A 22,520-nucleotide genomic window follows, 5' to 3' on the forward strand; every position below is an offset into this window, starting at 1 on the left:
CAGAGCCCCCTCGAAAGCCGGATATACGGAAGCAGTCGTACCACGGTCGTCGACACAGCGTTTCACTGGCAAACCGGGGAGAGTCCATATACGGGAGCAACCCACCATTGGGCATCAGATCCTTGCCATGCTCGGCGGGTTTCACCCGCCCTACGACTCGATCCGCCCTACGACTCGATCCGGCGTAGGAGCGAATTCATTCGCGACCAAGTACGTAGGGTGGATGGCCGAAGCCATCCACCATGGTGGACAAGCAAAGCGTTGTCCACCCTACACGGGTCAGGCCTTGCCCTGCTCGGCCAGGGCCACAGCGCGGAACATGGCGCGGCGCTTGTTGATGGTTTCCTCCCACTCCAGCGCCGGCACCGAGTCGGCGACGATGCCGCCGCCGGCCTGCACGTGCAGCTCGCCGTCCTTGATCACCGCGGTGCGGATGGCGATCGCCGTGTCCATGTTGCCGTTCCACGCCAGATAGCCGACGGCGCCGCCGTAGACCCCGCGCTTGACCGGCTCCAGCTCGTCGATGATCTCCATGGCGCGGATCTTCGGCGCGCCGGAGAGGGTGCCGGCGGGCAGGATGGCGCGCAGCGCGTCCATCGCCGTCAGCCCGTCCCTGAGCTGGCCGGTGACGTTGGAGACGATGTGCATGACGTTGGAGTAGCGCTCGATGACCATCTGGTCGGTGACCTTCACCGAGCCGGTGTCGGCGACCCGGCCGACGTCGTTGCGGCCCAGGTCGATCAGCATCAGGTGCTCGGCCAGCTCCTTGGCGTCGGAGAGCAGGTCCTTTTCCAGCGCCAGGTCGGCTTCCTCGGTCGCGCCGCGCGGGCGGGTGCCGGCGATCGGGCGCACCGTGACGAGGCCGTCCTCGACGCGCACCAGCACTTCCGGGGAACTGCCGACCACGTGGAAGTCGCCGAAATTGAAGAAATACATGTAGGGGGTCGGGTTGAAGCAGCGCAGCGCCCGGTACAGGTCGATGGGCGCGGCCTTGAAGTCGATCGACATGCGCTGCGAGGGTACCACCTGCATGCAGTCGCCGGCGAGGATGTACTCCTTGATGGTGTCCACCGCGCGCTCGTAGTCTTCGCGGCCGAAGCTGGCGCGGAATGCCGGCTCGGCGCCGGGCGGGGCGGAAAGATCGATGCCCTGGCGCGGCGCCAGCGGCTGGCGCAGCTGTTCCAGCAATGCCTGCAGGCGCGCCTGGCCCTGCTCGAAGGCCTCCGCCTCGCCCGGATCGGCGAGGACGATCAGATGCATCTTGCCGGCCAGGTTGTCGAACACCACCACCGCGTCGGAGACCATCAGCAGGATGTCCGGGGTGCCCAGCGGGTCGGGGTTCGGGCAGTGGGCGAGCTTCTTCTCGACGTAGCGCACGCAGTCGTAGCCGAAGTAGCCGACCAGGCCGCCGTTGAAGCGCGGCAGTCCCGGCAGGGTCGGCACCCGGTAGCGCGCCTTGAAGGCTTCGACGAAGGCCAGCGGGTCTTCGCAGTCGTGGCGCTCTACCTCGACATCGTCGACGCTGACCGAGGCGCAGTACCCATGGACGCGCAGCACGGTGCGCGCCGGCAGGCCGATGATCGAGTAGCGGCCCCACTTCTCGCCGCCCTGCACCGACTCCAGCAGGTAGCTGTGCGGCGCGTCGGCGAGCTTCAGGTAGATCGACAGCGGGGTGTCGAAGTCGGCGAGGGTTTCGCAGGCGAGCGGAATGCGGTTGTAGCCTTCGGCGGCCAGTCGCAGGAATTCTTCGCGGGTCATGAATCAGCCTCGTGGCGGGCGGGAATACGGGAAAGGGGCAAACGCGCCGGCGAACCGGCAGGGGATGTCGTCAGGCGCGCCAGCGCCAGCGGGCCAGGGCCTTGATGACCTTCATCCAGAGTTTGCGGGAGACCACCACGATTGCGTTTCTCTCGAGGGCGGGATGGACAAGCCGGGAGGGACGGGCCATTCCTGATCCATCCCCCCAAGAACCGTGCGTGCGGCTTTCACCGCATACGGCTCAAGCCTGCATGAAACCAAGAAACTCGGCCGGCAACGCACGAATGTTGCGCGCGACTATACCATTTATAATAAACCGCTGTGGAGCAGCTCTACCTGTCTTTCCGGGCTGTGGGCCAGTGCATGGCCGTTCGGGTGAAGCAGCACGCGATTACTCGGGATGTCCGGCCCGCCGTCCATCCGCCTGACGTCAAGGCGCAATGTCTACACGATGTGCGCAGCGAAGCCGGACCGCTCCGGCGCGATATCCGCTCGCAAGGTGAGCTCCGGGATGCGGTACGCACCGGCGTTCTGCGGGCGAAAGGGTATCGGCGCCGTCTTCCAAAGATCGTCGAGACGTTGTCCGAGCGCGTCACAAACCCCTGAAAACCTTGCTTCGTCCATCCGGCTTGTCCGATAGACCACGAACGGCGGCAAGACGTCGAAGCCGGGGTAATACAGAATTCCGTGCTGGATGGGGAACAAGATATCGTCGATTGGGCCATTGATGCCCCGCGGGCCGTAATGAGACTCCCATCCGCCCGCCGTGACGATCAGCATCGCCCGCTTTCCCGCCAGCATGCCTTCCCCATAGCGGTCGCCCCAGCGTGCGTCGGAGTGTTCCCCTACGCCGTATGCGAAGCCATACGCATAGACGCGCTCCACCCAGCCTTTCAGGATCGCCGGCATCGAGAACCACCACAGGGGAAACTGCAGGATGACGGCATCCGCCCAGCGCAGCTTGTCCTGTTCGCGCGCGATGTCTTGGCTCTGCGTGCCGTTTTCGAAGGCCCGCTTGGAGTCGAGGGAGGGGTCGAAGTGCGCGTCGGCCCGCCGGTCCGTGCTGTCGGCGGCGTCGAGCGTCGCCTTCCACTGCATGGCATACAGGTCCGATACCTGGACGACGTGCCCGGCCTTCTCGAGGCGCTTGACCGAAAAGTCCCTGAGCGAGCCGTTCAATGACTGGGGTTCGGGATGGGCATGGACGAGCAGAACCTTCATGGCTGGGCCTCCGTTGCTGGACGGGAGCAGGATGGAGCCTTGCTAGGTATATTGGAAATGAATATCCAATATTCCAGGTATTGTCATGAACAATCTCAGGCGGCTGGACCTCAACCTGCTGGTGACGCTCGATGTGTTGCTCTCGGAACACAATGTGACCCGTGCGGCGGAGCGCCTGAACCTCGCCCAACCCTCGGTCAGCGTCCATCTCGCCAAGCTGCGGGACATCTTCGGGGACCCACTGTTGCTGCCGGGACCACGAGGCATGCGGCCCACCGCGCGGGCCGACGAGTTGCGCGAACCCTTGCGGCGAGCACTTGAGGCACTTGAACGTGCAGTGTCACCCGCCAGCCCCTTCGATCCGGCCGAGGCCCGTCATACGTGGCGCGTTGCCGCGTCCGACTACAGCGAATCGACGATCCTGCTGCCCGCCTTGAGCGGGTTGCGTTCGGCAGCGCCCGGCACCCGGCTGGCCGTCCTTGAAACCGTTCCGTCACGCATCGCCAGGCAAGCGGAACAGGGGGAGATCGATCTTGCTTTCCATACCACCGAGGGGGCTCCGTCCAGCCTGCATCGGCGGGCGCTCTTTACGGAGCGGTATGTTCTGGTGGGTCGCGCGGGTCATCCGCGCCTGAAAAAACGGCCAACGCTTTCGCAGCTCTGCGAACTCGAGCACGTGATCGTGTCGCCGGATGGCGGAGGGTTTTACGGCGTCACGGATAAGGCGCTCGCGAGGGCGGGCCTGACGCGCCGGGTGGTGCTTTCCGTTCCGCACTTCCTGTTCGTGATGTCGGTCCTGGCAAGCACTGATCTCGTGGCGATGTTACCTTCGCGCCTGGTTCGCAATACCAGTGCGTTGCAGGTTGTCGAGCCACCGGTTGATGTACCGGGCTTCGAGATGGCCATGTTCTGGCATGAACGCTCTCATCGTGACCCCGCCCATCAATGGCTGCGTGAGTACATCGCAGATTCGGTGTGATCCGTGCAAAGCGCTCCACTCTCAGGCCTTATCGATGGCTAAGTGCCACGATGAACAGCCCAACCAAGCAACGACACGAGCACAGGTGTCGCCCCGGGGATGATCACACCAGCGCAGCCGCAGGGGCCGAATCAACCAGCCCGGACAGCACGTCGAGCACCAGCGCCGGCCCCTCCTCGGCGATCGGCCGGCCGTGGTTGTAGCCGTAGGACAGCGCCACGCAGGCGACCCCCGCCGCCCGGGCGGCCAGCACGTCGTTGCGCGAGTCGCCGACGAACAGCGCCTCCTCCGCCATCACGCCGGCCTGCTCCATCACCCAGAGCAGCGCCGCCGGATCGGGCTTCTGCTGCGGCAGGGTGTCGCCGCCGACGACCCAGCGGAAATAGCCGTCCAGGCCCTTGTCGGCCAGCAGTTCGGGCAGGAAGCGCGCCGGCTTGTTGGTGATCAGCGCCAGCTGCACGTCCCGTTCGCGCAGCCAGTCGAGGGTTTCCACCACGCCGGGATAGATGCGGGTCAGCCCGTGGCTGTCGGCGTAGGCCTGCATGAACAGCGCCAGCGCCGTCTCGGCCTCGGCTACGTCCACACCGTCGTGGCGCAGGTCGCCGGCCAGGGCGCGGCGCACCAGCACCGGCGCGCCGTTGCCAATCCACAGGCGCACCCGCTCGATGCCGGCCGGCGCGCGGCCGAGCTGGACGAGCATGCGGTCCACCGCCGCCGCCAGGTCCGGCACCGAATCGACCAGGGTGCCGTCGAGGTCGAACATTGCCAGCCTCGGCAGGCGCCCGCCGAACAGGCCGTGCAGCGGCGTCGTCATGGGCGCACCCGGGCCAGCTCGGCGCGCATGGCGTCGATCACCGCCTTGTAGTCGGGCTGGCCGAAGATCGCCGAGCCGGCGACGAAGGTGTCGGCACCGGCGGCGGCGATCTCGGCGATGTTCTTCACGTTGACTCCGCCGTCGATCTCCAGGCGGATGGCGTGGCCGCTGGCGTCGATCAGCGCGCGCGCCTCGCGCAGCTTGTCGAGGGTGCGGGGGATGAACTTCTGGCCGCCGAAGCCGGGGTTGACGCTCATCAGGAGCACCATGTCGAGCTTGTCCATCACGTACTTCAGGCAGTCCAGCGGGGTGCCCGGGTTGAACACCAAACCGGCCCGGGCGCCGCCGTCCTTGATCAGCTGCAGGGAGCGGTCGATGTGCTCGCTGGCCTCGGGGTGGAAGGTAATATAGCTGGCGCCGGCGTCGAGGAAGTCGCCGATGATGCGGTCGACCGGCTTGACCATCAGGTGCACGTCGATGGGGGCGGTGATGCCGTACTTGCGCAGCGCCGTGCAGACCATCGGGCCGATGGTCAGGTTGGGTACGTAGTGGTTGTCCATCACGTCGAAGTGGACGATGTCGGCGCCGGCGGCGAGGACCTTGTCCACCTCTTCGCCCAGGCGGGCGAAGTCGGCGGAGAGAATCGACGGGGCGATGGCGAAGGGCTGCATGGGTACCTCGGAACGGCTTGCGGCAAAGGCGTGCAGTTTCCCCCGTCACCGCCGGTGCGGCAAGGGCGGCGGTCCGCCCTGCCCTTGCCGGGAGAGCGCTTCAGTCCAGTTCGTCGAAGCACTCGGCGAGGATCGCCAGGCCGCGGTCGAGCAGCTCGTCCGGCACGGTCAGCGGCATCAGGAAGCGCAGCACGTTGCCGCAGGTGCCGCAGGACAGCAGGATCAGGCCCTTGTCGCGGGCCCGGGCGACGATCTGCCCGGTCAGCGTGGTGGCCGGCTTCCCGAGGTCGCCGCCCTCGCACAGCTCTATGGCGACCATGGCGCCGAGGCCGCGCACCTCGGCGATCGACGGGTGGCGCGCCTGGATCGCCCAGAGCCCCTCGGTCAGCCGCGCGCCGATGCTGCGGGCGCGCTCCAGCAGGCGCTCCTCCTCGAACACCTCGAGCACCGCCAGCGCCGCGGCGCAGGCCAGCGGGCTGCCGGCGTAGGTGCCGCCGAGCCCGCCGGGGGCGATGGCGTCCATGTACTCGGCCTTGCCGCACACCCCGGCCAGCGGGAAGCCGCCGGCGATGGACTTGGCGAAGGCGGTGAGGTCGGCGGCCACGCCCATCTGCTCCATGGCGAAGAAGGTGCCGGTGCGCCCGGCGCCGGTCTGCACCTCGTCGGCGATCAGCAGGATGCCGTGCCGGTCGCAGATCGCCCGCAGGCCGCGCATGAACTCCTGCGGGGCGACGTTGAAGCCGCCCTCGCCCTGCACCGGCTCGACCAGGATCGCGGCGATGTCGCACGGCTCGGCGTCGTTCTTGAAGATCCGCTCGACGCTGGCCAGCGCCTCGGCCACCTCGACGCCGTGCAGCGCGCTGGGATAGCGGGCACGGAACACGCCGCCCGGCAGCAGGCCCATGCCGGCAGCGTAGGGGACCTTCTTGCCGGTCAGCGCCAGGGTCATCAGGGTCCGCCCGTGGTAGGCGCTGGTGAAGGCGATCACCCCGGTGCGCCCGGTGGCCGCGCGGGCGATCTTCACGGCGTTCTCCACCGCCTCCGAGCCGGTGCTGACCAGCAGGGTCTTCTTGGCGAAGTCGCCCGGCACGCGCTCGTTGAGTTTTTCGCACAGCTCGACGTAGGGCTCGTAGGCCAGCACCTGGAAGCAGGTGTGGGACAGCTTGTGCAGCTGCGCCTCCACCGCCTGGACGATCTTCGGGTGCAGGTGACCGGTGTTGAGCACGGCGATGCCGCCGGCGAAGTCGATGTACTCGCGCCCCTCCACGTCGACCACGCTGCAGTTGTGCGCATGCTCGGCGAAGATCGGGTGGATCTGCCCGACGCCGCGCGGCACCGCGGCGATCCGGCGTTGCATCAGGGATTCGTTGGTCCTGCTCATGGGGTCCTCTCTGGCCGCGCGGCGGCGCTTCGCTCAAGGAGAATCGGGCGCCGGCGGCAGGCGCGGGCGCCCGGTCGGCCTTCCTGTTGCCACTCTAGCGCAGGGGACGGCCGGCCGGGAGCGCTCCGTTCGGAGGCGTCAGCGAAAGCCGTGGCGGTCGCGGACCAGCCGGTAGGCCTCGTGCAGTTCGCGGGTGCGCGCCGTGGCGCTGTGCAGCCGCGCCGGGCTCGCCCCGGCGCCGGCCAGCTTGTCCGGATGGTGCCGGCTGAGCAGCCGGCGATAAGCACGCTTGACGGTATCCGGATCGCTGTCGGCGTGGATGCCGAGCAGGCGCAGGGCCTGCGCGTAGCCGTCGGCCTCGGGCGGTGCCGGCAGCGGCGCGCAGTCGCGGCCGAGCGCCTCGACCTGGGCGCTGCTGCGCCCCAGCCAGCGCCCCCAGAGCAGTACCAGCTCGCGCTCGGCGGGCGACACCCGGCCGTCGGCCCAGGCCATCCGCCAGCAGGCGCACAGCAGGCGCTCGACGCGCTCGGCCTGGCCGCTCAGGCGCTGCAGCGAGCGGCGCAGTCCGTCGATGCCGAGCATGCCGTGGGCGAAGATCCGGCTGGCGACCTGTCGCGCCCGCTCATCCAGGCCGAGCTCGCCCATCTCGCGGCAGGCCTGACGCAGATGGGCCTCTTGCACCGGCCCCTCGCGCCGCGCCAGGCGACCGAGCAGGTGGAACAGCAGCTCGTGGTCGTCCTCCGCCGGGCGCAGGCCCAGGCGCTCGGCCAGCTGCCGCCAGGAACGCAGCTTCAGGCGGCGGTCGAGCAGCAGGCCGAGCAGAGCGCCGAGTGCCGCTCCGGGCAGTCCGCCCAGCAACAGACCGGCCAGGGCGCCCAGCAGGGCGAACGGCCAGACCATCTCAGCGCGGCTCCGCCAGCAGCCGCTCGACCTCGGCGAGACGCTCGTGGGTGCCGACGTCCACCCAGCGGCCGCGGAAGTGCTCGCCGCCGACCTCGCCGCGAGCCATGGCGGCAAGCAGCAGCGGTGCCAGCTTGAAGGCTCCCGGCCGGCAGCCGGCAAACAGCGCCGGGTCGATCACGGCGATGCCGCTGTAGGTCAGTCCGGGCTGCTCGCCACGGGCGCCGACGCGACCGTCCTGTAGGCGGAAGTCGCCTGCGGGGTGGTGCGCCGGGTTGTCCACCAGCACCAGGTGGGCGAGGCCCGCGAGTGGCCGGCGCAGCCCCGCGAAGGCGTAGTCGGTCCAGATGTCGCCGTTGACCAGCAGGAAGGGCGCCTCGCCGAGCAGCGGCAGGGCACGGTGGATGCCGCCGCCGGTCTCCAGCGGCTCGCCCTCGGCCGAGTAGGCGATGCGCACGCCGAAGCGCGCGCCGTCGCCCAGGTAGGCCTCGATCTGCGCGCCGAGCCAGGCGTGGTTGATCACCAGCTCGCGAAAGCCCGCGGCGGCCAGGGCGCGCACGTGGTACTCGATCAGCGGCACGCCGCCGGCGCGCACCAGCGGCTTGGGGGTATGCAGGGTCAGGGGGCGCAGGCGCTCGCCCTTGCCGGCGGCCAGGATCATCGCCTTCATGCCGGCTGCTCCGCAGGTCGCGGCAGGCCGGCGAGCAGCGCGCCGAGTTCGGCCAGCTCCGGCCGGCGCGCCACGACCGCCTCGATGTAGCGGAAGAAGCGCGGCACGTCGGTGAGGTACTTCGGCTTGCCGTCGCGATGGCAGATCCGCGCGAAGATGCCGATCACCTTGAGGTGGCGCTGCACGCCCATCAGGTCGCTGGCGCGCAGGAAGTCCTCGAGCTGCGCCTGCACCGGGATGCCGGCCGCGCTCGCCTTCTGCCAGTAGTGCTCCAGCCAGACGTCGACACGCGCCTGCGGCCAGCTGAGGAAGGCGTCCTTGAACAGGCAGGTGACGTCGTAGGTGACCGGGCCGTAGACCGCATCCTGGAAATCCAGCACGCCGGGATTGGGCTCGCTGAGCATCAGGTTGCGCGGCATGTAGTCGCGGTGCACCAGCACCTTCGGCTGGGCCAGGGCGCTGTCCACCAGCAGGTCGCAGATGCGCTGCCAGGCGGCCAGTTGCTCGCCCTCCAGGGTGAGGCCGAGATGGCGCTGCAGGTACCAGTCGGGGAACAGCTGCAGCTCGCGACGCAGCAGGGCATCGTCGTAGCTCGGCAGGCCGGCGTCCAGCGGCAGACCCTGGAAGGCCAGCAGGGCTCCGAGGGCGTCCTCGAACAGCGCATCGGCATTGCGCTCGTCGATGACCTCCAGGTAGGTCTGCCGGCCGAGATCGGTCAGCAGCAGGAAGCCCTGCTCGAGATCGGCGGCGAGCACCTCCGGCACATGCACGCCGGCCGCGGCGAGCAGCCCGGCGACCTTGACGAACGGCCGGCAATCCTCCTGGGGCGGCGGCGCATCCATGACGATCAGGCTGCGTTCGCCGTCCTGCCAGCGGAAATAGCGGCGAAAGCTGGCATCGCTGCTCGCCGGGGTCAGGCTCGCCGGCCCCGGCGTCGCCCAGCCGTACTCGGCGAACAGCGCCGGCAGACAGCGCTCCAGCCAGCGCTCGAGGTTTTCCAATCGACCATCCACAGACATCTACTACCCCCTACTCCCACGGACCTAGCCGTTGCCAGACGCATTGATTTATCATGGTTGATCTTACTCCAGCCTATCGCAGGCTGTGCCGCACCGGCTGTTGGCGCACAGGAAGCCCGGACATAAATTCAGATGGCCCTCACTCCTCCCCGCTCGTTGTTCCGCAGAAAGTTCCCTCTTCTGGTCACCGGTAGCCTGTTGGTCCTGGGTTCGGCCCACCTGCTCGCCGCCGAGCAGTTCGACTGCCAGGCCTCCGCCACCGGCGGCTGGGACTGCGCGCCGAAGGCCAGCGCCAAGCCCCGGCCGCCACGCCCGCACGAGGCCGGCACCGCGGCAGCCGCCGGCGAACCGGCCGGCCCCGGCCGGGAGGAGGCGCCGGCGACCCTGGTCACCGAGAGCGAGGGCTTTGCCCTGGCCTCGCGCAGCGCCGACTACAGCCACCTGGACTGGGTGCCGCGGGAGAAGCTGACCCCGGCGCAACTGGCGGAAGCAGGTCCCTACTGCGCCGGCGCCTACATCGAGCCACCGCGGGTGGGCATGGACGACGACACGCCGATGCGCGATGCGCCGACCTACGTTTCCGCCCGGGCCTCGCGCTACGACCAGGAGAAGCAGATCGCCTCGATCGCCGGCGACGTGGTCCTGCGCCAGGGCAGCATGCAGGTGGAGGCCGACGAGGCGCGTCTGCACCAGCTGGAGAACAAGGGTGAGGTGGCCGGCAACGTCAAGATGCGCGACAAGGGCATCCTGGTCGTCGGCGACCGCGCCGAGCTCCAGATGGACAACGGCGAGGTGCGGGTGGATAACGCCGAGTACGTCATCCACAGCGCCCACGCCCGCGGCAGCGCACTCATCGCCAAGCGCGAGGAAACCGCGATCATCCGCCTCAGGGACGGTACCTACACCACCTGCGAACCGGGCAGCAACGCCTGGACCCTGAAGGGCAAGAACATCAAGCTGAACCCGGCCACCGGCCAGGGCAGCGCGACCAACGTGACGCTGCGGGTGAAGGATCTGCCGGTATTCTACACCCCGTACATCCGGTTCCCGATCGACGACCGTCGCCAGTCCGGCTTCCTGACGCCGAGCTTCGGCGTCTCGGGCGACAGCGGTCTCACCTTGCAGGCGCCCTACTACTTCAACCTGGCGCCGAATTACGACGCCACGCTCTACCCGACCTACATGGCCGATCGCGGCACACTGCTGGAAGGCGAGTTCCGCTACCTGACCAAGACCAGCGAGGGCCAGGTCGGCGCGGCCTACATGGGCAACGACAAGGAAGACGAGCGCGAGCTGCAGTCGGACTACGAGGACCAGCGCTGGATGTACAGCTGGCAGCACACCGGCGGGCTGAACTCGCGCCTCTTGGCCGAAGTCGACTACACGGACATCAGCGACCCCTACTACTTCCAGGACCTGCAGACCAACCTCGGCATCGACCAGCCGGACTTCCTCAACCAGCGCGGCAGCCTGACCTGGCGCGGCGACACCTACACCGCGCGCCTCACCGCGCACGCCTTCGAGCGCACCACCATCGCCGACCGCACGCCCTACGACCTCCTGCCGCAGGTCAGCCTCGACGGCTTCCTGCCGTTCCAGCCGTACGGCCTGTACTTCACCTACGGCACCGAGTACGCCAAGTTCGAGCGCGACCTGCGCACCGGCAACTTCATCGATGAAGACGGTAATCCGGAGCCATGGTATGACGAAAACATCTCGGGCCTGGACCGCGCCGAAGGCGACCGCACCCACCTGGAGCCGGGCGTCAGCCTGCCGCTGGAATGGACCTGGGGCTATCTCAAGCCCTCGGTCAAGATCGCCCATACTCGCTACGATCTGGACCTGGACGCCAAGGGCAAGGCCACGCTCGGCGACCAGAACTTCGACGACAGCCCGGACCGCACCGTGCCGCTCTACAGCCTGGACGGCGGTCTCTACTTCGACCGCAAGGTCAACTGGTTCGGCAAGGGCTTCCGGCAGACCCTGGAGCCGCGCATGTACTACCTCTACGTGCCGTACCGCGACCAGGAGGACATCCCGGTGTTCGACACCGGCGAGCACGTCTTCAGCTACGCCTCGCTGTGGCGCGACAACCGCTTCAGCGGCAAGGACCGCATCGGCGACGCCAACCAGCTGTCGCTCGGCGTGACCAGCCGCTGGATCGAGGCCAACGGCTTCGAGCGCCAGCGCATCAGCTTCGGCCAGACCTTCTACTTCAAGGACCGCCGGGTGCAGATGCCGCGCGTCGACTACGAGAACCGCGACGACTCCGAGTCCAAGGTCTCGCCCTACGCGCTGGAGTACCTGTACCGCTTCAACCGCGACTGGCGCCTGAGCTCCGAGTTCAACTGGGACCCGGACGACCACCACCCGCGCTCCAGCAACGTCATGTTCCACTACCAGCCGGCCGACAATCCGAACAAGATCGTCAACCTGGGCTATCGCTACCGCAACGACGTGATGCGCTACAACCAGTCCAACGGCACCTGGGACTACAGCACCGACTTCGGCAAGCCGGGCGACGAGAACTACATCAAGGACTACTACAAGATCGACCAGCACGACTTCTCGACCATCTGGCCGCTCGCCCCGCACTGGAGCGCCATCGCCCGCTGGCAGTACGACTACAGCCGCAGCCGCACCCTGGAAGCCTTCGGCGGCTTCGAGTACGACAGCTGCTGCTGGAAGCTGCGCCTGATCAACCGCTACTGGATCGGCTACGACGAGACCGACCTCGATCCGGACCAGAACGACGAAGCCGACAAGGGCATCTTCCTGCAGGTGGTATTCAAGGGCCTCGGCGGCGTGGTGGGCAACAAGGTGGAGTCGTTCCTCGACTTGGGCATCGAAGGGTACCGTGAACGTGAAGAGCAACAAAAAGCTAACTGAGCGCCTGCGCCCGCTGCTGCTGGCCACTCTGCTGCTCGGCGCCGCAGTGCACGCCGAGGTGCGCCCGCTGGACCGCATCGTCGCCATCGTCGACAACGACGTGATCATGCAGAGCCAGCTCGAGCAGCGCCTGCGCGAGGTCGAGCAGACCATCGCCAAGCGCGGCGCCCAGCTGCCGCCGCGGGACCAGCTCGGCGCACAGGTGCTGGAGCGCCTGATCCTGGAGAACATCCAGCTGCAGATCGGCGCACGCGCCGGCATCCGCATCGGCGACGAGGAGCTGGCCCAGGCGATGGCCACCATTGCCCAGCGCAACGGCCTGAGCCTCGAACAGTTCCAGGCCGCCCTGGCCCGCGACGGCCTGTCCTTCGACGACGCCCGCGAGCAGGTGCGCCGCGAGATGGTCATCAGCCGCGTCCGCCAGCGCGTGGTGGCCGACCGCATCCAGATCAGCGATCACGAGGTGCAGAACTTCCTCGCCTCGGAACTCGGCAAGCTGCAGCTGTCGGAGGAGTTCCGCCTGGCCAACATCACCATTCCGCTGTCCGACGGCGCCTCCCCGGAACAGATCCAGGCCGCCGAGCAGCAGGTGCTGGAGATCTACCGGCAATTGCGCTCGGGCACCGACTTCGCCCAGCTGGCGATCGCCCGCTCGGCCGGCGAGACCGCCCTCGAAGGCGGCGAGATCGGCTGGCGCAAGGCGGCCCAGCTGCCGCCGCCGTTCGACGGTCTGGTCAGCCAGCTGCCGGTCGGCGGCGTCACCGAACCGGTGCGCACCCCGGGTGGCTACATCATCCTCAAGCTGCTCGAAAAGCGCGGCGGCAGCGTCCAGGTCCGCGATGAGGTGCACGTCCGCCACATTCTGATCAAGCCCAGCGAGATCCGCAGCGAGACCGAGGCCAGGCGCCTGATCGAGCGCATCCACGAGCGCATCCGCAACGGCGAGGACTTCGCCGAGCTGGCGAAGAGCTTCTCGGAAGACCCGGGCTCGGCGCTGAACGGCGGGGACCTCAACTGGATCGATCCGAACATCCTGGTGCCGGAATTCCGCGAGATGATGGCCAATACCCCCGCCGGCGAGCTGTCGCCGCCGTTCAAGAGCCCGTTCGGCTGGCACGTGCTGGAAGTGCTCGGCCGTCGCGCCACCGACAGCAGCACGCAGGTCCGCGAGCAGCAGGCACTCAACGTGCTGCGCAACCGCCGGTACGACGAGGAGCTGCAGTCCTGGCTGCGCCAGATCCGCGACGAGGCCTACGTGGAAAGCAAGCTGTGAGCCTGCGACGCTTCGCCCTCACCCCCGGCGAGCCGGCCGGCATCGGTCCCGACCTGTGTCTGCTGCTGGCCCGCCAGGCCCAGCCCCAGGTGCTGATCGCCATCGCCAGCCGCACGCTGCTCGCCGAACGCGCCGCCCAGCTGGGCCTTGCCATCGAGCTGCTTCCCGTGACGCCGGACGCCTGGCCGAGCGCCCCCGCCGCGGCCGGCCGCCTGTACGTCTGGGATACCCCGCTGCGCGCCGCGGCGCAGGCCGGGCGCCTCGATCCGGCGAACGCCGCCTATGTCCTGGAAACCCTGAACCGCGCCGGGCAGGGCTGCCTGGCCGGCGACTTCGCCGGCATGATCACCGCGCCGGTGCACAAGGGCGTGATCAACGAGGCCGGCATCCCCTTCTCCGGACATACCGAGTTCCTCGCCGAGCTGACCGGCACCCAGCAGGTAGTGATGATGCTCGCCACCGCCGGCCTGCGCGTGGCGCTGGTCACCACCCACCTGCCGCTGCGCGCGGTGGCCGACGCCATCACCGCCGAGCGCCTGGAGCGGGTGACGCGCATCCTGCATGCCGATCTGGTCGGCAAGTTCGGCATCGCCCGCCCGCGCATCCTGGTCTGCGGCCTGAATCCGCACGCTGGCGAGGGCGGCCACCTGGGCCGCGAGGAAATCGAGGTGATCGAGCCGACGCTCGAGCGCCTGCGCGGCGAGGGCCTGCAGCTGGTCGGCCCGCTGCCGGCCGACACCCTGTTCACTCCCCGGCACCTCGAAGACTGCGACGCGGTGCTGGCGATGTACCACGACCAGGGCCTGCCGGTGCTCAAGTACAAGGGCTTCGGCGCCGCGGTCAATGTCACCCTCGGCCTGCCGATCGTGCGCACCTCGGTCGATCACGGCACCGCGCTGGACCTGGCCGGCAGCGGCCGGGTCGACACCGGCAGCCTGCAGGTGGCGCTGGAAACCGCCTACCAGATGACCGCCGGCCGGCCGCAGGGCGGCTGACGCGGGAGGCGCTGCAGCCCTTGCGGGCTTTTCTGCCGCGTACGGCTTGAAGCTTGCCGCCACCTCACTGCTAAACTGCATCTTTTTGCATTCGCTTTGAGCTTGTGGCTTGAAGCTTGGAGCCCTCCCATGTCAGAGCTGTACCAGCACCGCGCGCGCAAGCGCTTCGGCCAAAACTTCCTGCACGACGCCGGGGTCATCCACCGCATCCTGCGCGCCATCCATCCCCGCGCCGGCGAACACCTGGTCGAAATCGGCCCGGGCCAGGGCGCGCTGACCGAGGGACTGCTCGGCAGTGGCGCACGGCTCGACGTCATCGAACTGGACCTCGACCTGATCCCCCTGCTCAAGCTGCAGTTCGGCCTCGCCGCGAACTTCCACCTGCACCAGGGCGATGCCATGAAGTTCGATTTCGCCCAGTTGTGCAGCACGCCGCACAGTCTGCGCATCGTCGGCAACCTTCCCTACAACATCTCCACTCCGCTGATCTTCCATCTGCTGGAGCACGCCGGGCTGATCCGCGACATGCACTTCATGCTGCAGAAGGAGGTGGTCGAGCGCCTGGCCGCCGAGCCGGGCGGCGGCGACTGGGGACGGCTGTCGATCATGGTCCAGTACCACTGCCGGGTGGAGCACCTGTTCAATGTCGGCCCGGGAGCCTTCAACCCGCCGCCGAAGGTCGACTCGGCGATCGTCCGCCTGGTCCCCCACGAAACCCTGCCGCACCCGGCCGAGGATCCCGCCCTGCTCGAGCGCGTCGTCCGCGAGGCCTTCAACCAGCGCCGCAAGACCCTGCGCAACACCCTCAAGGGCCTGCTCGACGCCACGGACCTAGAGGCCGCCGGCGTCGACGGCAGCCTGCGCCCCGAACAGCTGGACCTGGCCGCCTTCGTCCGCCTGGCCGATCGCCTGCATGCACGGACCCAGGAACACAGCCCGCTCCCCTGAGTTCGAATCCCATCCAGCCATCCGCCAATAGAGCCAACGCATGTCAGATCCCCGCTACCAGATCGACGTCAGCGTCGAGACCCGTTACCTGCCAGAGCAGTCGCAGCCGGAGCAGAACCGCTATGCCTTCGCCTACAGCGTGACCATCCGCAACAACGGCACGCTGCCGGCCCAGCTGCTTTCGCGCCACTGGCTGATCACCGATGGCGACGGCCATGTCCAGGAGGTCCGCGGCCCCGGCGTGGTCGGCATGCAGCCGCTGCTCGGCCCGGGGCAGAGCCACAACTACGACAGCAGCACTCTGCTCGCCACCCAGGTCGGCACCATGCAGGGCAGCTACCAGATGGTCGCCGAGGACGGCCACGCCTTCGACGCACCGATCCGTCCGTTCCGCCTGGCCGTGCCGGGGGCCCTGCACTGATGGCGCTGTATGCAACCGGTGATCTGCAAGGCTGCCTGGAACCCCTCAAGTGCCTGCTGGACAGGGTCGCCTTCGATCCGGCCCGGGATCGCCTGTGGCTGACCGGCGATCTGGTCAACCGCGGCCCGCAGTCGCTGGAAAGCCTGCGCTTCCTCCATGCCATGCGCGACTCGGTGACCAGCGTGCTGGGCAACCACGACCTGCACCTGCTGGCCGTGGCGCACGACATCGAGCGCCTGAAGAAGAGCGACACGCTGCGGGAAATCCTCGAGGCGCCCGATCGCGATGTGCTGCTCGACTGGCTGCGCCAGCAGAAGCTGCTGCACCACGATGGCGAGCGGGGCATCGTCCTGGTGCATGCCGGCATTCCACCCCAATGGTCGCTGAAGAAGGCGCTGCGCCTGGCCGGCGAGGTCGAGGAAGTCCTCCGCGACGATGCCCGGCTGCCGCAATATCTCGACGGCATGTACGGCAACGAGCCGCTGCGCTGGAACGGCCGCCTGCGCGGCACGGCGCGCCTGCGAGTGATCACCAACTACCTCACGCGGATGCGCTTCTGCAGCCCCGACGGCACCCTCGATCTGAAGAGCAAGGAAGGCCTGGACACCGCGCCGGACGGCTTCGCCCCCTGGTTCAGCCACCCCCGGCGCAAGACCCGCGGGCAGAAAATCCTCTTCGGCCACTGGGCCGCGCTGGCGGGCCGCTGCGACGAGCCCGGGGTGATCGCCCTGGATACCGGCTGCGTCTGGGGCGGCGCCCTGACCCTGCTTAACGTGGACACCGGCGAGTATCACCGCTGCGACTGCAAGAGTGCCAAGGGCGGCTAGTGGGACAGCCCCGGATCGGTTAGCTTCTCCCCAGTGAAGAGCGACCAGCTCCAGCCATCGAGGTGCATCCATGAGCGAATTCCGTCGTATCCCGCCCCAAGAGGCCCGGCTCCTGCGTACCCAGGGCGCCGTGGTGGTGGACATCCGCGACCCGCAGAGCTACGCCCAGAGCCACATTGCCGGCGCACACCACCTGGACAACCAGTCCCTCGCCGACTTCATGGCCCAGGCGGATTTCGAGCGGCCGCTGATCGTCGCCTGCTACCACGGCAACTCCAGCCAGGGTGCCGCGGCCTACCTGGCCCAGCAGGGCTTCGCCGAGGTCTACAGCCTGGATGGCGGCTTCGAGCTGTGGCGCGCCACCTTCCCCGACGAGGTCGCGCAGGGGGCGGCGGATCAGCCTGCCTGAGCCCCGCCTGAGCTAGTCCGAGCCCTGTTTTCCCGACCCGCCAAACGGGTCGGGTGCCGCCTTACGCGCTGAAAATCCGCCTTTTTCCCCGCTCCCGACCGCCGCCGTTCGGCACCTTCGGGCACTCGCGCGCCCCCTTGTCTTTTCCTCGCGCAACCGTGCTACTGTCGATACCGAACTATTCTTGTTCTTACGCCGTCCACATCTGGCAAAGCCGGCACACGGCTTGCTACTACACTTCAAGGCAATGACCTTCGGGCATGGGGGATTTCATCGGCTGGCCTGCGCCAGCGAACCGCCAACACCCAAACGCTTCAACCAAAGCCGGCTCTGGGCATCGAACGAGGTGACGACATGAGTATCTTCAGCCACTTTCAACAACGCTATGAAACGACGCGCCAGGAAGAGTACTCCCTCCAGGAGTACCTCGAACTGTGCAAGCAGGACCGCAGCGCCTATGCCTCGGCAGCCGAACGGATGCTGATGGCGATCGGCGAGCCGGAGTTGCTGGATACCTCTGTCGACCCGCGGCTGTCGCGGATCTTTTCCAACAAGGTCATTCGCCGCTATCCGGCCTTCGCCGACTTCCACGGCATGGAAGACTGCATCGAGCAGATCGTCTCCTACTTCCGCCATGCGGCCCAGGGCCTGGAAGAGAAGAAGCAGATCCTCTACCTCCTGGGCCCGGTGGGTGGCGGCAAGTCCTCCCTGGCCGAGAAGCTCAAGCAGCTGATAGAGAAGGTGCCCTTCTACGCGATCAAGGGCTCGCCGGTGTTCGAGTCGCCCCTGGGGCTGTTCAATGCCGCCGAGGACGGCGAGATCCTCGAAGAGGATTTCGGCATTCCGCGCCGCTACCTCTCCACCATCATGTCGCCCTGGGCGACCAAGCGGCTCAACGAGTTCGGCGGCGACATCAGCCAGTTCCGCGTGGTCAAGCTGTATCCCTCGATCCTCAACCTGGTCGGGGTGGCCAAGACCGAGCCGGGCGACGAGAACAACCAGGACATCTCCGCGCTGGTCGGCAAGGTCGACATCCGCAAGCTGGAGGAGTTTTCGCAGAACGACGCCGACGCCTACAGCTATTCCGGCGCGCTGTGCCGTGCCAACCAGGGCCTGATGGAGTTCGTCGAGATGTTCAAGGCACCGATCAAGGTGCTCCATCCGCTGCTGACCGCCACCCAGGAAGGCAACTACAACAGCACCGAAGGCCTCGGCGCGATTCCCTACACCGGCATCATCCTCGCCCACTCCAACGAGTCCGAGTGGCACAGCTTCCGCAACAACAAGAACAACGAGGCCTTCATCGACCGTATCTACATCGTCAAGGTGCCCTACTGCCTGCGCGTTGCCGACGAGATCAAGATCTACGACAAGCTGCTGACCCACAGCTCGCTGGCCAAGGCCCACTGCGCGCCGGACACCCTGAAGATGCTGGCCCAGTTCTCCGTGCTCTCGCGGCTGAAGGAGCCGGAAAACTCGAACATCTACTCGAAGATGCGCGTCTATGACGGCGAAAACCTCAAGGACACCGATCCCAAGGCCAAGTCGATCCAGGAGTACCGCGACAACGCCGGTGTGGACGAAGGCATGAACGGCCTGTCGACCCGCTTCGCCTTCAAGATCCTCTCCAAGGTGTTCAACTTCGACCCCCACGAGGTCGCTGCCAACCCGGTACACCTGCTCTACGTACTGGAGCAGCAGATCGAGCAGGAACAGTTCCCGCCGGAGGTGCGCGAGCGCTACCTGCGCTACCTCAAGGAATACCTGGCGCCGCGCTACATCGACTTCATCGGCAAGGAGATCCAGACCGCCTACCTCGAGTCCTACAGCGAGTACGGGCAGAACATCTTCGACCGCTACGTGCTGTACGCCGACTTCTGGATCCAGGACCAGGAATACCGCGACCCGGAAACCGGCGAGATCCTCAACCGCGTGGCCCTCAACGAGGAGTTGGAGAAGATCGAGAAGCCGGCCGGCATCAGCAACCCGAAGGACTTCCGCAACGAGATCGTCAACTTCGTGCTGCGCGCCCGCGCCAACAACAACGGCAAGAACCCCAGCTGGCTCAGCTACGAGAAGCTGCGCGTGGTGATCGAGAAGAAGATGTTCTCCAACACCGAGGACCTGCTGCCGGTCATCAGCTTCAATGCCAAGGCGAGCAAGGAAGACCAGCAGAAGCACAACGACTTCGTCACGCGCATGGTCGAACGCGGCTACACCGAGAAGCAGGTCAGGCTGCTCTCCGAGTGGTACCTGCGGGTCCGGAAGTCGCAGTAATCCAGCCGCAAGCCACACGCTTCAAGCTGCAGGCGGAAGCAAGCCCCAGAGCTCGGCTCCGCTTGCAGCTTGCGGCTCGGGGCTGGCAGCTCCCCGGAGGGGCCTATGAGTTATGTGATCGACCGACGCCTGAACGGCAAGAACAAGAGCACGGTGAACCGCCAGCGCTTCCTGCGGCGGTACCGTGATCACATCAAGAAGGCGGTGGAGGAGGCGGTCAGCCGCCGCTCCATCACCGACATGGAGCACGGCGAACAGATCAGCATTCCCGGCCGCGACATCGACGAGCCCGTGCTGCACCACGGCCGTGGCGGCAAGCAGACCATCGTCCACCCGGGCAACAAGGAATTCACCGCCGGCGAACGCATCCCGCGCCCGTCAGGCGGCGGGGGCGGCGGCAGCGGCTCCGGCAAGCCCAGCAACAGCGGCGAGGGGATGGACGACTTCGTCTTCCAGATCACCCAGGAGGAGTTCCTCGACTTCATGTTCGAGGACCTCGAGCTGCCCAACTTGGTCAAGCGCCACATCACCGGCGCCGACACCTTCAAGACGGTCCGCGCCGGGATCAGCAGCGAGGGCAACCCCTCGCGGATCAACATCGTCCGCACCCTGCGCTCGGCCCATGCCCGGCGCATCGCCCTGTCCGGCAGCAGCCGCGCCAAGCTGCGCGAGGCCAGGGCCGAACTGGAACGGCTGAAGATCGAGGAGCCGGACAACTTCGGCGACATCCAGAAACTGGAGGCGGAAATCGCCCGCCTGCGCATGCGCATCGAGCGGGTGCCCTTCCTCGACACCTTCGACCTCAAGTACAACCTGCTGGTCAAGCAGCCCAACCCCAGCTCCAAGGCGGTGATGTTCTGCCTGATGGACGTCTCCGGCTCCATGACCCAGGCGACCAAGGACATCGCCAAGCGCTTCTTCATCCTGCTCTACCTGTTCCTCAAGCGCAGCTACGACAAGATCGACGTGGTGTTCATCCGTCACCACACCAGCGCCAAGGAAGTGGACGAGGAGGAATTCTTCTATTCCCGGGAAACCGGCGGCACCATCGTTTCCAGCGCCCTCAAGCTGATGCAGGAGGTAATGGCCGAACGCTACCCGGTCAACGAGTGGAACATCTACGCCGCCCAGGCCTCGGACGGCGACAACTGGAACGACGACTCGCCGGTCTGCCGGGACATCCTGATCAAACAGATCATGCCCTTCGTGCAGTACTACAGCTACGTCGAGATCACCCCCCGGGAACACCAGGCGCTGTGGTACGAATACGAGGGCGTCCGCGAGGCGTTCTCCGAGTCCTTCGCCCAGCAGCAGATCGTGTCGGCTGCCGACATCTATCCGGTGTTCCGCGAACTCTTCCAGCGGAGGCTTGTGACATGACCCCGAGAGAGAGAAAGGGCCAGCCGATTTCCACCGGCTCGGAGTGGAGCTTCGAGCTGGTCCAGGCCTACGACAAGGAAATCGGCCGCATCGCCGAACGCTATGCACTCGACACCTATCCCAACCAGATCGAGGTGATCACCGCCGAGCAGATGATGGATGCCTACGCCTCGGTGGGCATGCCGATCGGCTACCACCACTGGTCGTACGGCAAGCATTTCCTCGCCACCGAGAAGGGCTACAAGCGTGGGCAGATGGGGCTGGCCTACGAGATCGTGATCAATTCCGATCCGTGCATCGCCTATCTGATGGAAGAGAACACCATGTGCATGCAGGCACTGGTGATCGCCCACGCCTGCTACGGGCACAACAGCTTCTTCAAGGGCAACTACCTGTTCCGCACCTGGACCGATGCCAGCTCGATCGTCGACTACCTGGTGTTCGCCAAGCAGTACATCATGCAGTGCGAGGAGCGCCACGGCATCGACGCGGTGGAGGAGCTGCTGGACTCCTGCCACGCCCTGATGAACTACGGCGTCGACCGCTACAAGCGCCCCTACCCGATCTCCGCGGAGGAGGAACGGCGCCGCCAGAAGGACCGCGAGGAGCACCTGCAGCGGCAGATCAACGACCTCTGGCGAACCATTCCCCGCGCCTCCGGAAAAGGCAGCGAAAAGGATCGCTCGCGCTGGCCCGCCGAACCCCAGGAGAACATCCTCTACTTCATCGAGAAGCATGCGCCGCTGCTCGAGCCCTGGCAGCGCGAGGTCGTGCGCATCGTGCGCAAGATCGCCCAGTACTTCTATCCGCAGCGCCAGACCCAGGTGATGAACGAGGGCTGGGCGACCTTCTGGCACTACACCCTGCTCAACGACCTCTACGACGAGGGGCTGGTCACCGACGGCTTCATGATGGAGTTCCTCCAGTCGCACACCAGCGTGGTCTACCAGCCGCCGTTCGACAGCCCCTACTACAGCGGCATCAACCCCTACGCGCTGGGCTTCGCCATGTACCGCGACATCCGCCGGATCTGCGAGAATCCGACCGAGGAGGACAAGCGCTGGTTCCCCGACATCGCCGGCAGCGACTGGCTGAGCACCCTGAAGTTCGCCATGCAGAGCTTCAAGGACGAGAGTTTCATCCTGCAGTTCCTCTCGCCCAAGGTGATCCGCGATCTCAAGCTGTTCAGCATCGTCGACGACGACCAGAAGGACGAGCTGCTGGTGTCCGCCATCCATGACGACAACGGCTACCGCACCGTGCGCGAACTGCTCGCCGCCCAGTACAACCTGGGCAACCGCGAACCGAACGTGCAGATCTGGAGCGTCGACCGGCGCGGCGACCGCTCGCTGACCCTGCGCCACCAGCAGCACGACCGCAAGCCGCTCAGCGACTCCACCGAGGACGTGCTCAAGCACCTGCACCGGCTGTGGAGCTTCGACATCCACCTCGAGTCGGTGCAGGGCGAGCGGATCGTCAACAGCTACCACATGCCGCCCAGGGGTGACGGCGACGACGAGAGCTACCCGCGCCTGGACCTGGCCATCCCGCCGATCTGACCGCCGCCGCCACCGCTCCGCGGGCGGCTCCCTCCCCCTTCTCCCTCGCAGCGGGTGCCGCCGATCGGCGGCAGTCGCTGCCGGGCGCGGCCTGCCCGTCCCCACGCCATTCCCCCTGTCCCACCCAGC

The 22,520-nt window shown here is 67.1% G+C and carries 19 protein-coding genes; 11 read left to right on the plus strand and 8 right to left on the minus strand.

Annotated elements, in window-relative coordinates; translation table 11 throughout:
• Positions 1 to 279 precede the first annotated feature (279 nt).
• Positions 280 to 1,758, minus strand: a complete 1,479-nt coding sequence (gene trpE, locus EV691_RS18585; protein ID WP_131299147.1) for an anthranilate synthase component I — start codon at positions 1,756 to 1,758, stop codon at positions 280 to 282.
• A 444-nt stretch (positions 1,759 to 2,202) separates the two neighbouring features.
• Positions 2,203 to 2,979: an NAD(P)H-dependent oxidoreductase gene (locus EV691_RS18595; protein WP_131299145.1), complete on the minus strand. Its 777-nt coding sequence runs from the start codon at positions 2,977 to 2,979 to the stop codon at positions 2,203 to 2,205.
• Positions 2,980 to 3,064: 85 nt separating this feature from the next.
• On the opposite strand from EV691_RS18595, the gene EV691_RS18600 reads away from it, so the two are divergent.
• Positions 3,065 to 3,958, plus strand: a complete 894-nt coding sequence (locus EV691_RS18600) for a LysR family transcriptional regulator (RefSeq protein WP_131299143.1) — start codon at positions 3,065 to 3,067, stop codon at positions 3,956 to 3,958.
• Between the two features lie 103 nt (positions 3,959 to 4,061).
• Here the strand turns inward: EV691_RS18600 and EV691_RS18605 are convergent, their stop codons facing one another.
• From EV691_RS18605 to EV691_RS18630, 6 genes are all read right to left on the minus strand, one after another.
• Positions 4,062 to 4,772 carry a phosphoglycolate phosphatase gene (locus tag EV691_RS18605; protein ID WP_131299141.1) on the minus strand — a complete coding sequence of 237 codons (711 nt, stop codon included), beginning with the start codon at positions 4,770 to 4,772 and terminating at the stop codon, positions 4,062 to 4,064.
• Entirely contained in the window at positions 4,769 to 5,443 is a 675-nt protein-coding gene (rpe, locus tag EV691_RS18610; protein ID WP_089167015.1) for a ribulose-phosphate 3-epimerase, read from the minus strand. The genes EV691_RS18605 and rpe overlap by 4 nt, the downstream gene beginning before the upstream one ends.
• A 100-nt stretch (positions 5,444 to 5,543) precedes the next feature.
• Positions 5,544 to 6,824 (minus strand): 4-aminobutyrate--2-oxoglutarate transaminase, encoded by a 1,281-nt coding sequence (gene gabT, locus EV691_RS18615; protein ID WP_131299139.1) that lies wholly within the window; start codon positions 6,822 to 6,824, stop codon positions 5,544 to 5,546.
• A gap of 138 nt (positions 6,825 to 6,962) precedes the next feature.
• Positions 6,963 to 7,724, minus strand: coding sequence for a DnaJ domain-containing protein (locus EV691_RS18620; RefSeq protein ID WP_131299133.1), 762 nt, complete (start codon positions 7,722 to 7,724; stop codon positions 6,963 to 6,965).
• A gap of 1 nt (position 7,725) precedes the next feature.
• Positions 7,726 to 8,394: an N-acetylmuramate alpha-1-phosphate uridylyltransferase MurU gene (gene murU, locus EV691_RS18625; protein ID WP_131299131.1), complete on the minus strand. Its 669-nt coding sequence runs from the start codon at positions 8,392 to 8,394 to the stop codon at positions 7,726 to 7,728.
• On the minus strand, positions 8,391 to 9,413 hold the full coding sequence (locus EV691_RS18630) for an aminoglycoside phosphotransferase family protein (protein ID WP_131299129.1): 1,023 nt from the start codon (positions 9,411 to 9,413) through the stop codon (positions 8,391 to 8,393). Before EV691_RS18630 ends, murU begins: the two co-directional genes overlap by 4 nt.
• A gap of 132 nt (positions 9,414 to 9,545) precedes the next feature.
• Here EV691_RS18630 and EV691_RS18635 point away from each other — a divergent pair, with 132 nt between their 5' ends.
• The 10 genes from EV691_RS18635 to EV691_RS18680 all read left to right on the plus strand — a co-directional run bounded on the left by EV691_RS18635 (position 9,546) and on the right by EV691_RS18680 (position 22,391).
• The gene (locus tag EV691_RS18635; RefSeq protein ID WP_131299127.1) at positions 9,546 to 12,302 is read left to right on the plus strand and encodes an LPS-assembly protein LptD; all 2,757 of its coding nucleotides are present in this window, start codon (positions 9,546 to 9,548) and stop codon (positions 12,300 to 12,302) included.
• The gene (locus tag EV691_RS18640) at positions 12,271 to 13,575 is read left to right on the plus strand and encodes a peptidylprolyl isomerase (RefSeq protein ID WP_165496573.1); all 1,305 of its coding nucleotides are present in this window, start codon (positions 12,271 to 12,273) and stop codon (positions 13,573 to 13,575) included. The genes EV691_RS18635 and EV691_RS18640 overlap by 32 nt, the downstream gene beginning before the upstream one ends.
• A 2-nt stretch (positions 13,576 to 13,577) precedes the next feature.
• On the plus strand, positions 13,578 to 14,570 hold the full coding sequence (gene pdxA, locus EV691_RS18645) for a 4-hydroxythreonine-4-phosphate dehydrogenase PdxA (RefSeq protein ID WP_377802402.1): 993 nt from the start codon (positions 13,578 to 13,580) through the stop codon (positions 14,568 to 14,570).
• Between the two features lie 129 nt (positions 14,571 to 14,699).
• The gene (gene rsmA, locus EV691_RS18650) at positions 14,700 to 15,518 is read left to right on the plus strand and encodes a 16S rRNA (adenine(1518)-N(6)/adenine(1519)-N(6))-dimethyltransferase RsmA (protein ID WP_131254092.1); all 819 of its coding nucleotides are present in this window, start codon (positions 14,700 to 14,702) and stop codon (positions 15,516 to 15,518) included.
• 40 nt (positions 15,519 to 15,558) lie between these two features.
• Complete coding sequence (gene apaG / locus EV691_RS18655; protein WP_039801526.1) at positions 15,559 to 15,939, plus strand: Co2+/Mg2+ efflux protein ApaG; 381 nt, start codon at positions 15,559 to 15,561, stop codon at positions 15,937 to 15,939.
• The gene (locus EV691_RS18660; protein ID WP_131299121.1) at positions 15,939 to 16,766 is read left to right on the plus strand and encodes a symmetrical bis(5'-nucleosyl)-tetraphosphatase; all 828 of its coding nucleotides are present in this window, start codon (positions 15,939 to 15,941) and stop codon (positions 16,764 to 16,766) included. The genes apaG and EV691_RS18660 overlap by 1 nt, the downstream gene beginning before the upstream one ends.
• A gap of 70 nt (positions 16,767 to 16,836) precedes the next feature.
• The gene (gene glpE / locus EV691_RS18665) at positions 16,837 to 17,175 is read left to right on the plus strand and encodes a thiosulfate sulfurtransferase GlpE (protein ID WP_131299119.1); all 339 of its coding nucleotides are present in this window, start codon (positions 16,837 to 16,839) and stop codon (positions 17,173 to 17,175) included.
• Between the two features lie 354 nt (positions 17,176 to 17,529).
• Entirely contained in the window at positions 17,530 to 19,452 is a 1,923-nt protein-coding gene (locus EV691_RS18670) for a PrkA family serine protein kinase (RefSeq protein WP_039801520.1), read from the plus strand.
• A gap of 105 nt (positions 19,453 to 19,557) precedes the next feature.
• The gene (locus EV691_RS18675; RefSeq protein ID WP_131299117.1) at positions 19,558 to 20,832 is read left to right on the plus strand and encodes a YeaH/YhbH family protein; all 1,275 of its coding nucleotides are present in this window, start codon (positions 19,558 to 19,560) and stop codon (positions 20,830 to 20,832) included.
• Positions 20,829 to 22,391: a SpoVR family protein gene (locus EV691_RS18680; protein ID WP_131299115.1), complete on the plus strand. Its 1,563-nt coding sequence runs from the start codon at positions 20,829 to 20,831 to the stop codon at positions 22,389 to 22,391. Before EV691_RS18675 ends, EV691_RS18680 begins: the two co-directional genes overlap by 4 nt.
• Positions 22,392 to 22,520: the final 129 nt, after the last annotated feature.

The organism is Azotobacter chroococcum, assembly GCF_004339665.1.
Lineage (GTDB): Bacteria > Pseudomonadota > Gammaproteobacteria > Pseudomonadales > Pseudomonadaceae > Azotobacter > Azotobacter chroococcum.

Bases quoted from the DNA above. Each gene is read 5' to 3' on its own strand.
- trpE (WP_131299147.1), bottom strand. From the start codon at position 1,758: ATGACCCGCGAAGAATTCCTGCGACTGGCCGCCGAAGGCTACAACCGC.
- EV691_RS18595 (WP_131299145.1), bottom strand. From the start codon at position 2,979: ATGAAGGTTCTGCTCGTCCATGCCCATCCCGAACCCCAGTCATTGAAC.
- EV691_RS18600 (WP_131299143.1), top strand. From the start codon at position 3,065: ATGAACAATCTCAGGCGGCTGGACCTCAACCTGCTGGTGACGCTCGAT.
- EV691_RS18605 (WP_131299141.1), bottom strand. From the start codon at position 4,772: ATGACGACGCCGCTGCACGGCCTGTTCGGCGGGCGCCTGCCGAGGCTG.
- rpe (WP_089167015.1), bottom strand. From the start codon at position 5,443: ATGCAGCCCTTCGCCATCGCCCCGTCGATTCTCTCCGCCGACTTCGCC.
- gabT (WP_131299139.1), bottom strand. From the start codon at position 6,824: ATGAGCAGGACCAACGAATCCCTGATGCAACGCCGGATCGCCGCGGTG.
- EV691_RS18620 (WP_131299133.1), bottom strand. From the start codon at position 7,724: ATGGTCTGGCCGTTCGCCCTGCTGGGCGCCCTGGCCGGTCTGTTGCTG.
- murU (WP_131299131.1), bottom strand. From the start codon at position 8,394: ATGAAGGCGATGATCCTGGCCGCCGGCAAGGGCGAGCGCCTGCGCCCC.
- EV691_RS18630 (WP_131299129.1), bottom strand. From the start codon at position 9,413: ATGTCTGTGGATGGTCGATTGGAAAACCTCGAGCGCTGGCTGGAGCGC.
- EV691_RS18635 (WP_131299127.1), top strand. From the start codon at position 9,546: ATGGCCCTCACTCCTCCCCGCTCGTTGTTCCGCAGAAAGTTCCCTCTT.
- rsmA (WP_131254092.1), top strand. From the start codon at position 14,700: ATGTCAGAGCTGTACCAGCACCGCGCGCGCAAGCGCTTCGGCCAAAAC.
- apaG (WP_039801526.1), top strand. From the start codon at position 15,559: ATGTCAGATCCCCGCTACCAGATCGACGTCAGCGTCGAGACCCGTTAC.
- EV691_RS18660 (WP_131299121.1), top strand. From the start codon at position 15,939: ATGGCGCTGTATGCAACCGGTGATCTGCAAGGCTGCCTGGAACCCCTC.
- glpE (WP_131299119.1), top strand. From the start codon at position 16,837: ATGAGCGAATTCCGTCGTATCCCGCCCCAAGAGGCCCGGCTCCTGCGT.
- EV691_RS18670 (WP_039801520.1), top strand. From the start codon at position 17,530: ATGAGTATCTTCAGCCACTTTCAACAACGCTATGAAACGACGCGCCAG.
- EV691_RS18675 (WP_131299117.1), top strand. From the start codon at position 19,558: ATGAGTTATGTGATCGACCGACGCCTGAACGGCAAGAACAAGAGCACG.
- EV691_RS18680 (WP_131299115.1), top strand. From the start codon at position 20,829: ATGACCCCGAGAGAGAGAAAGGGCCAGCCGATTTCCACCGGCTCGGAG.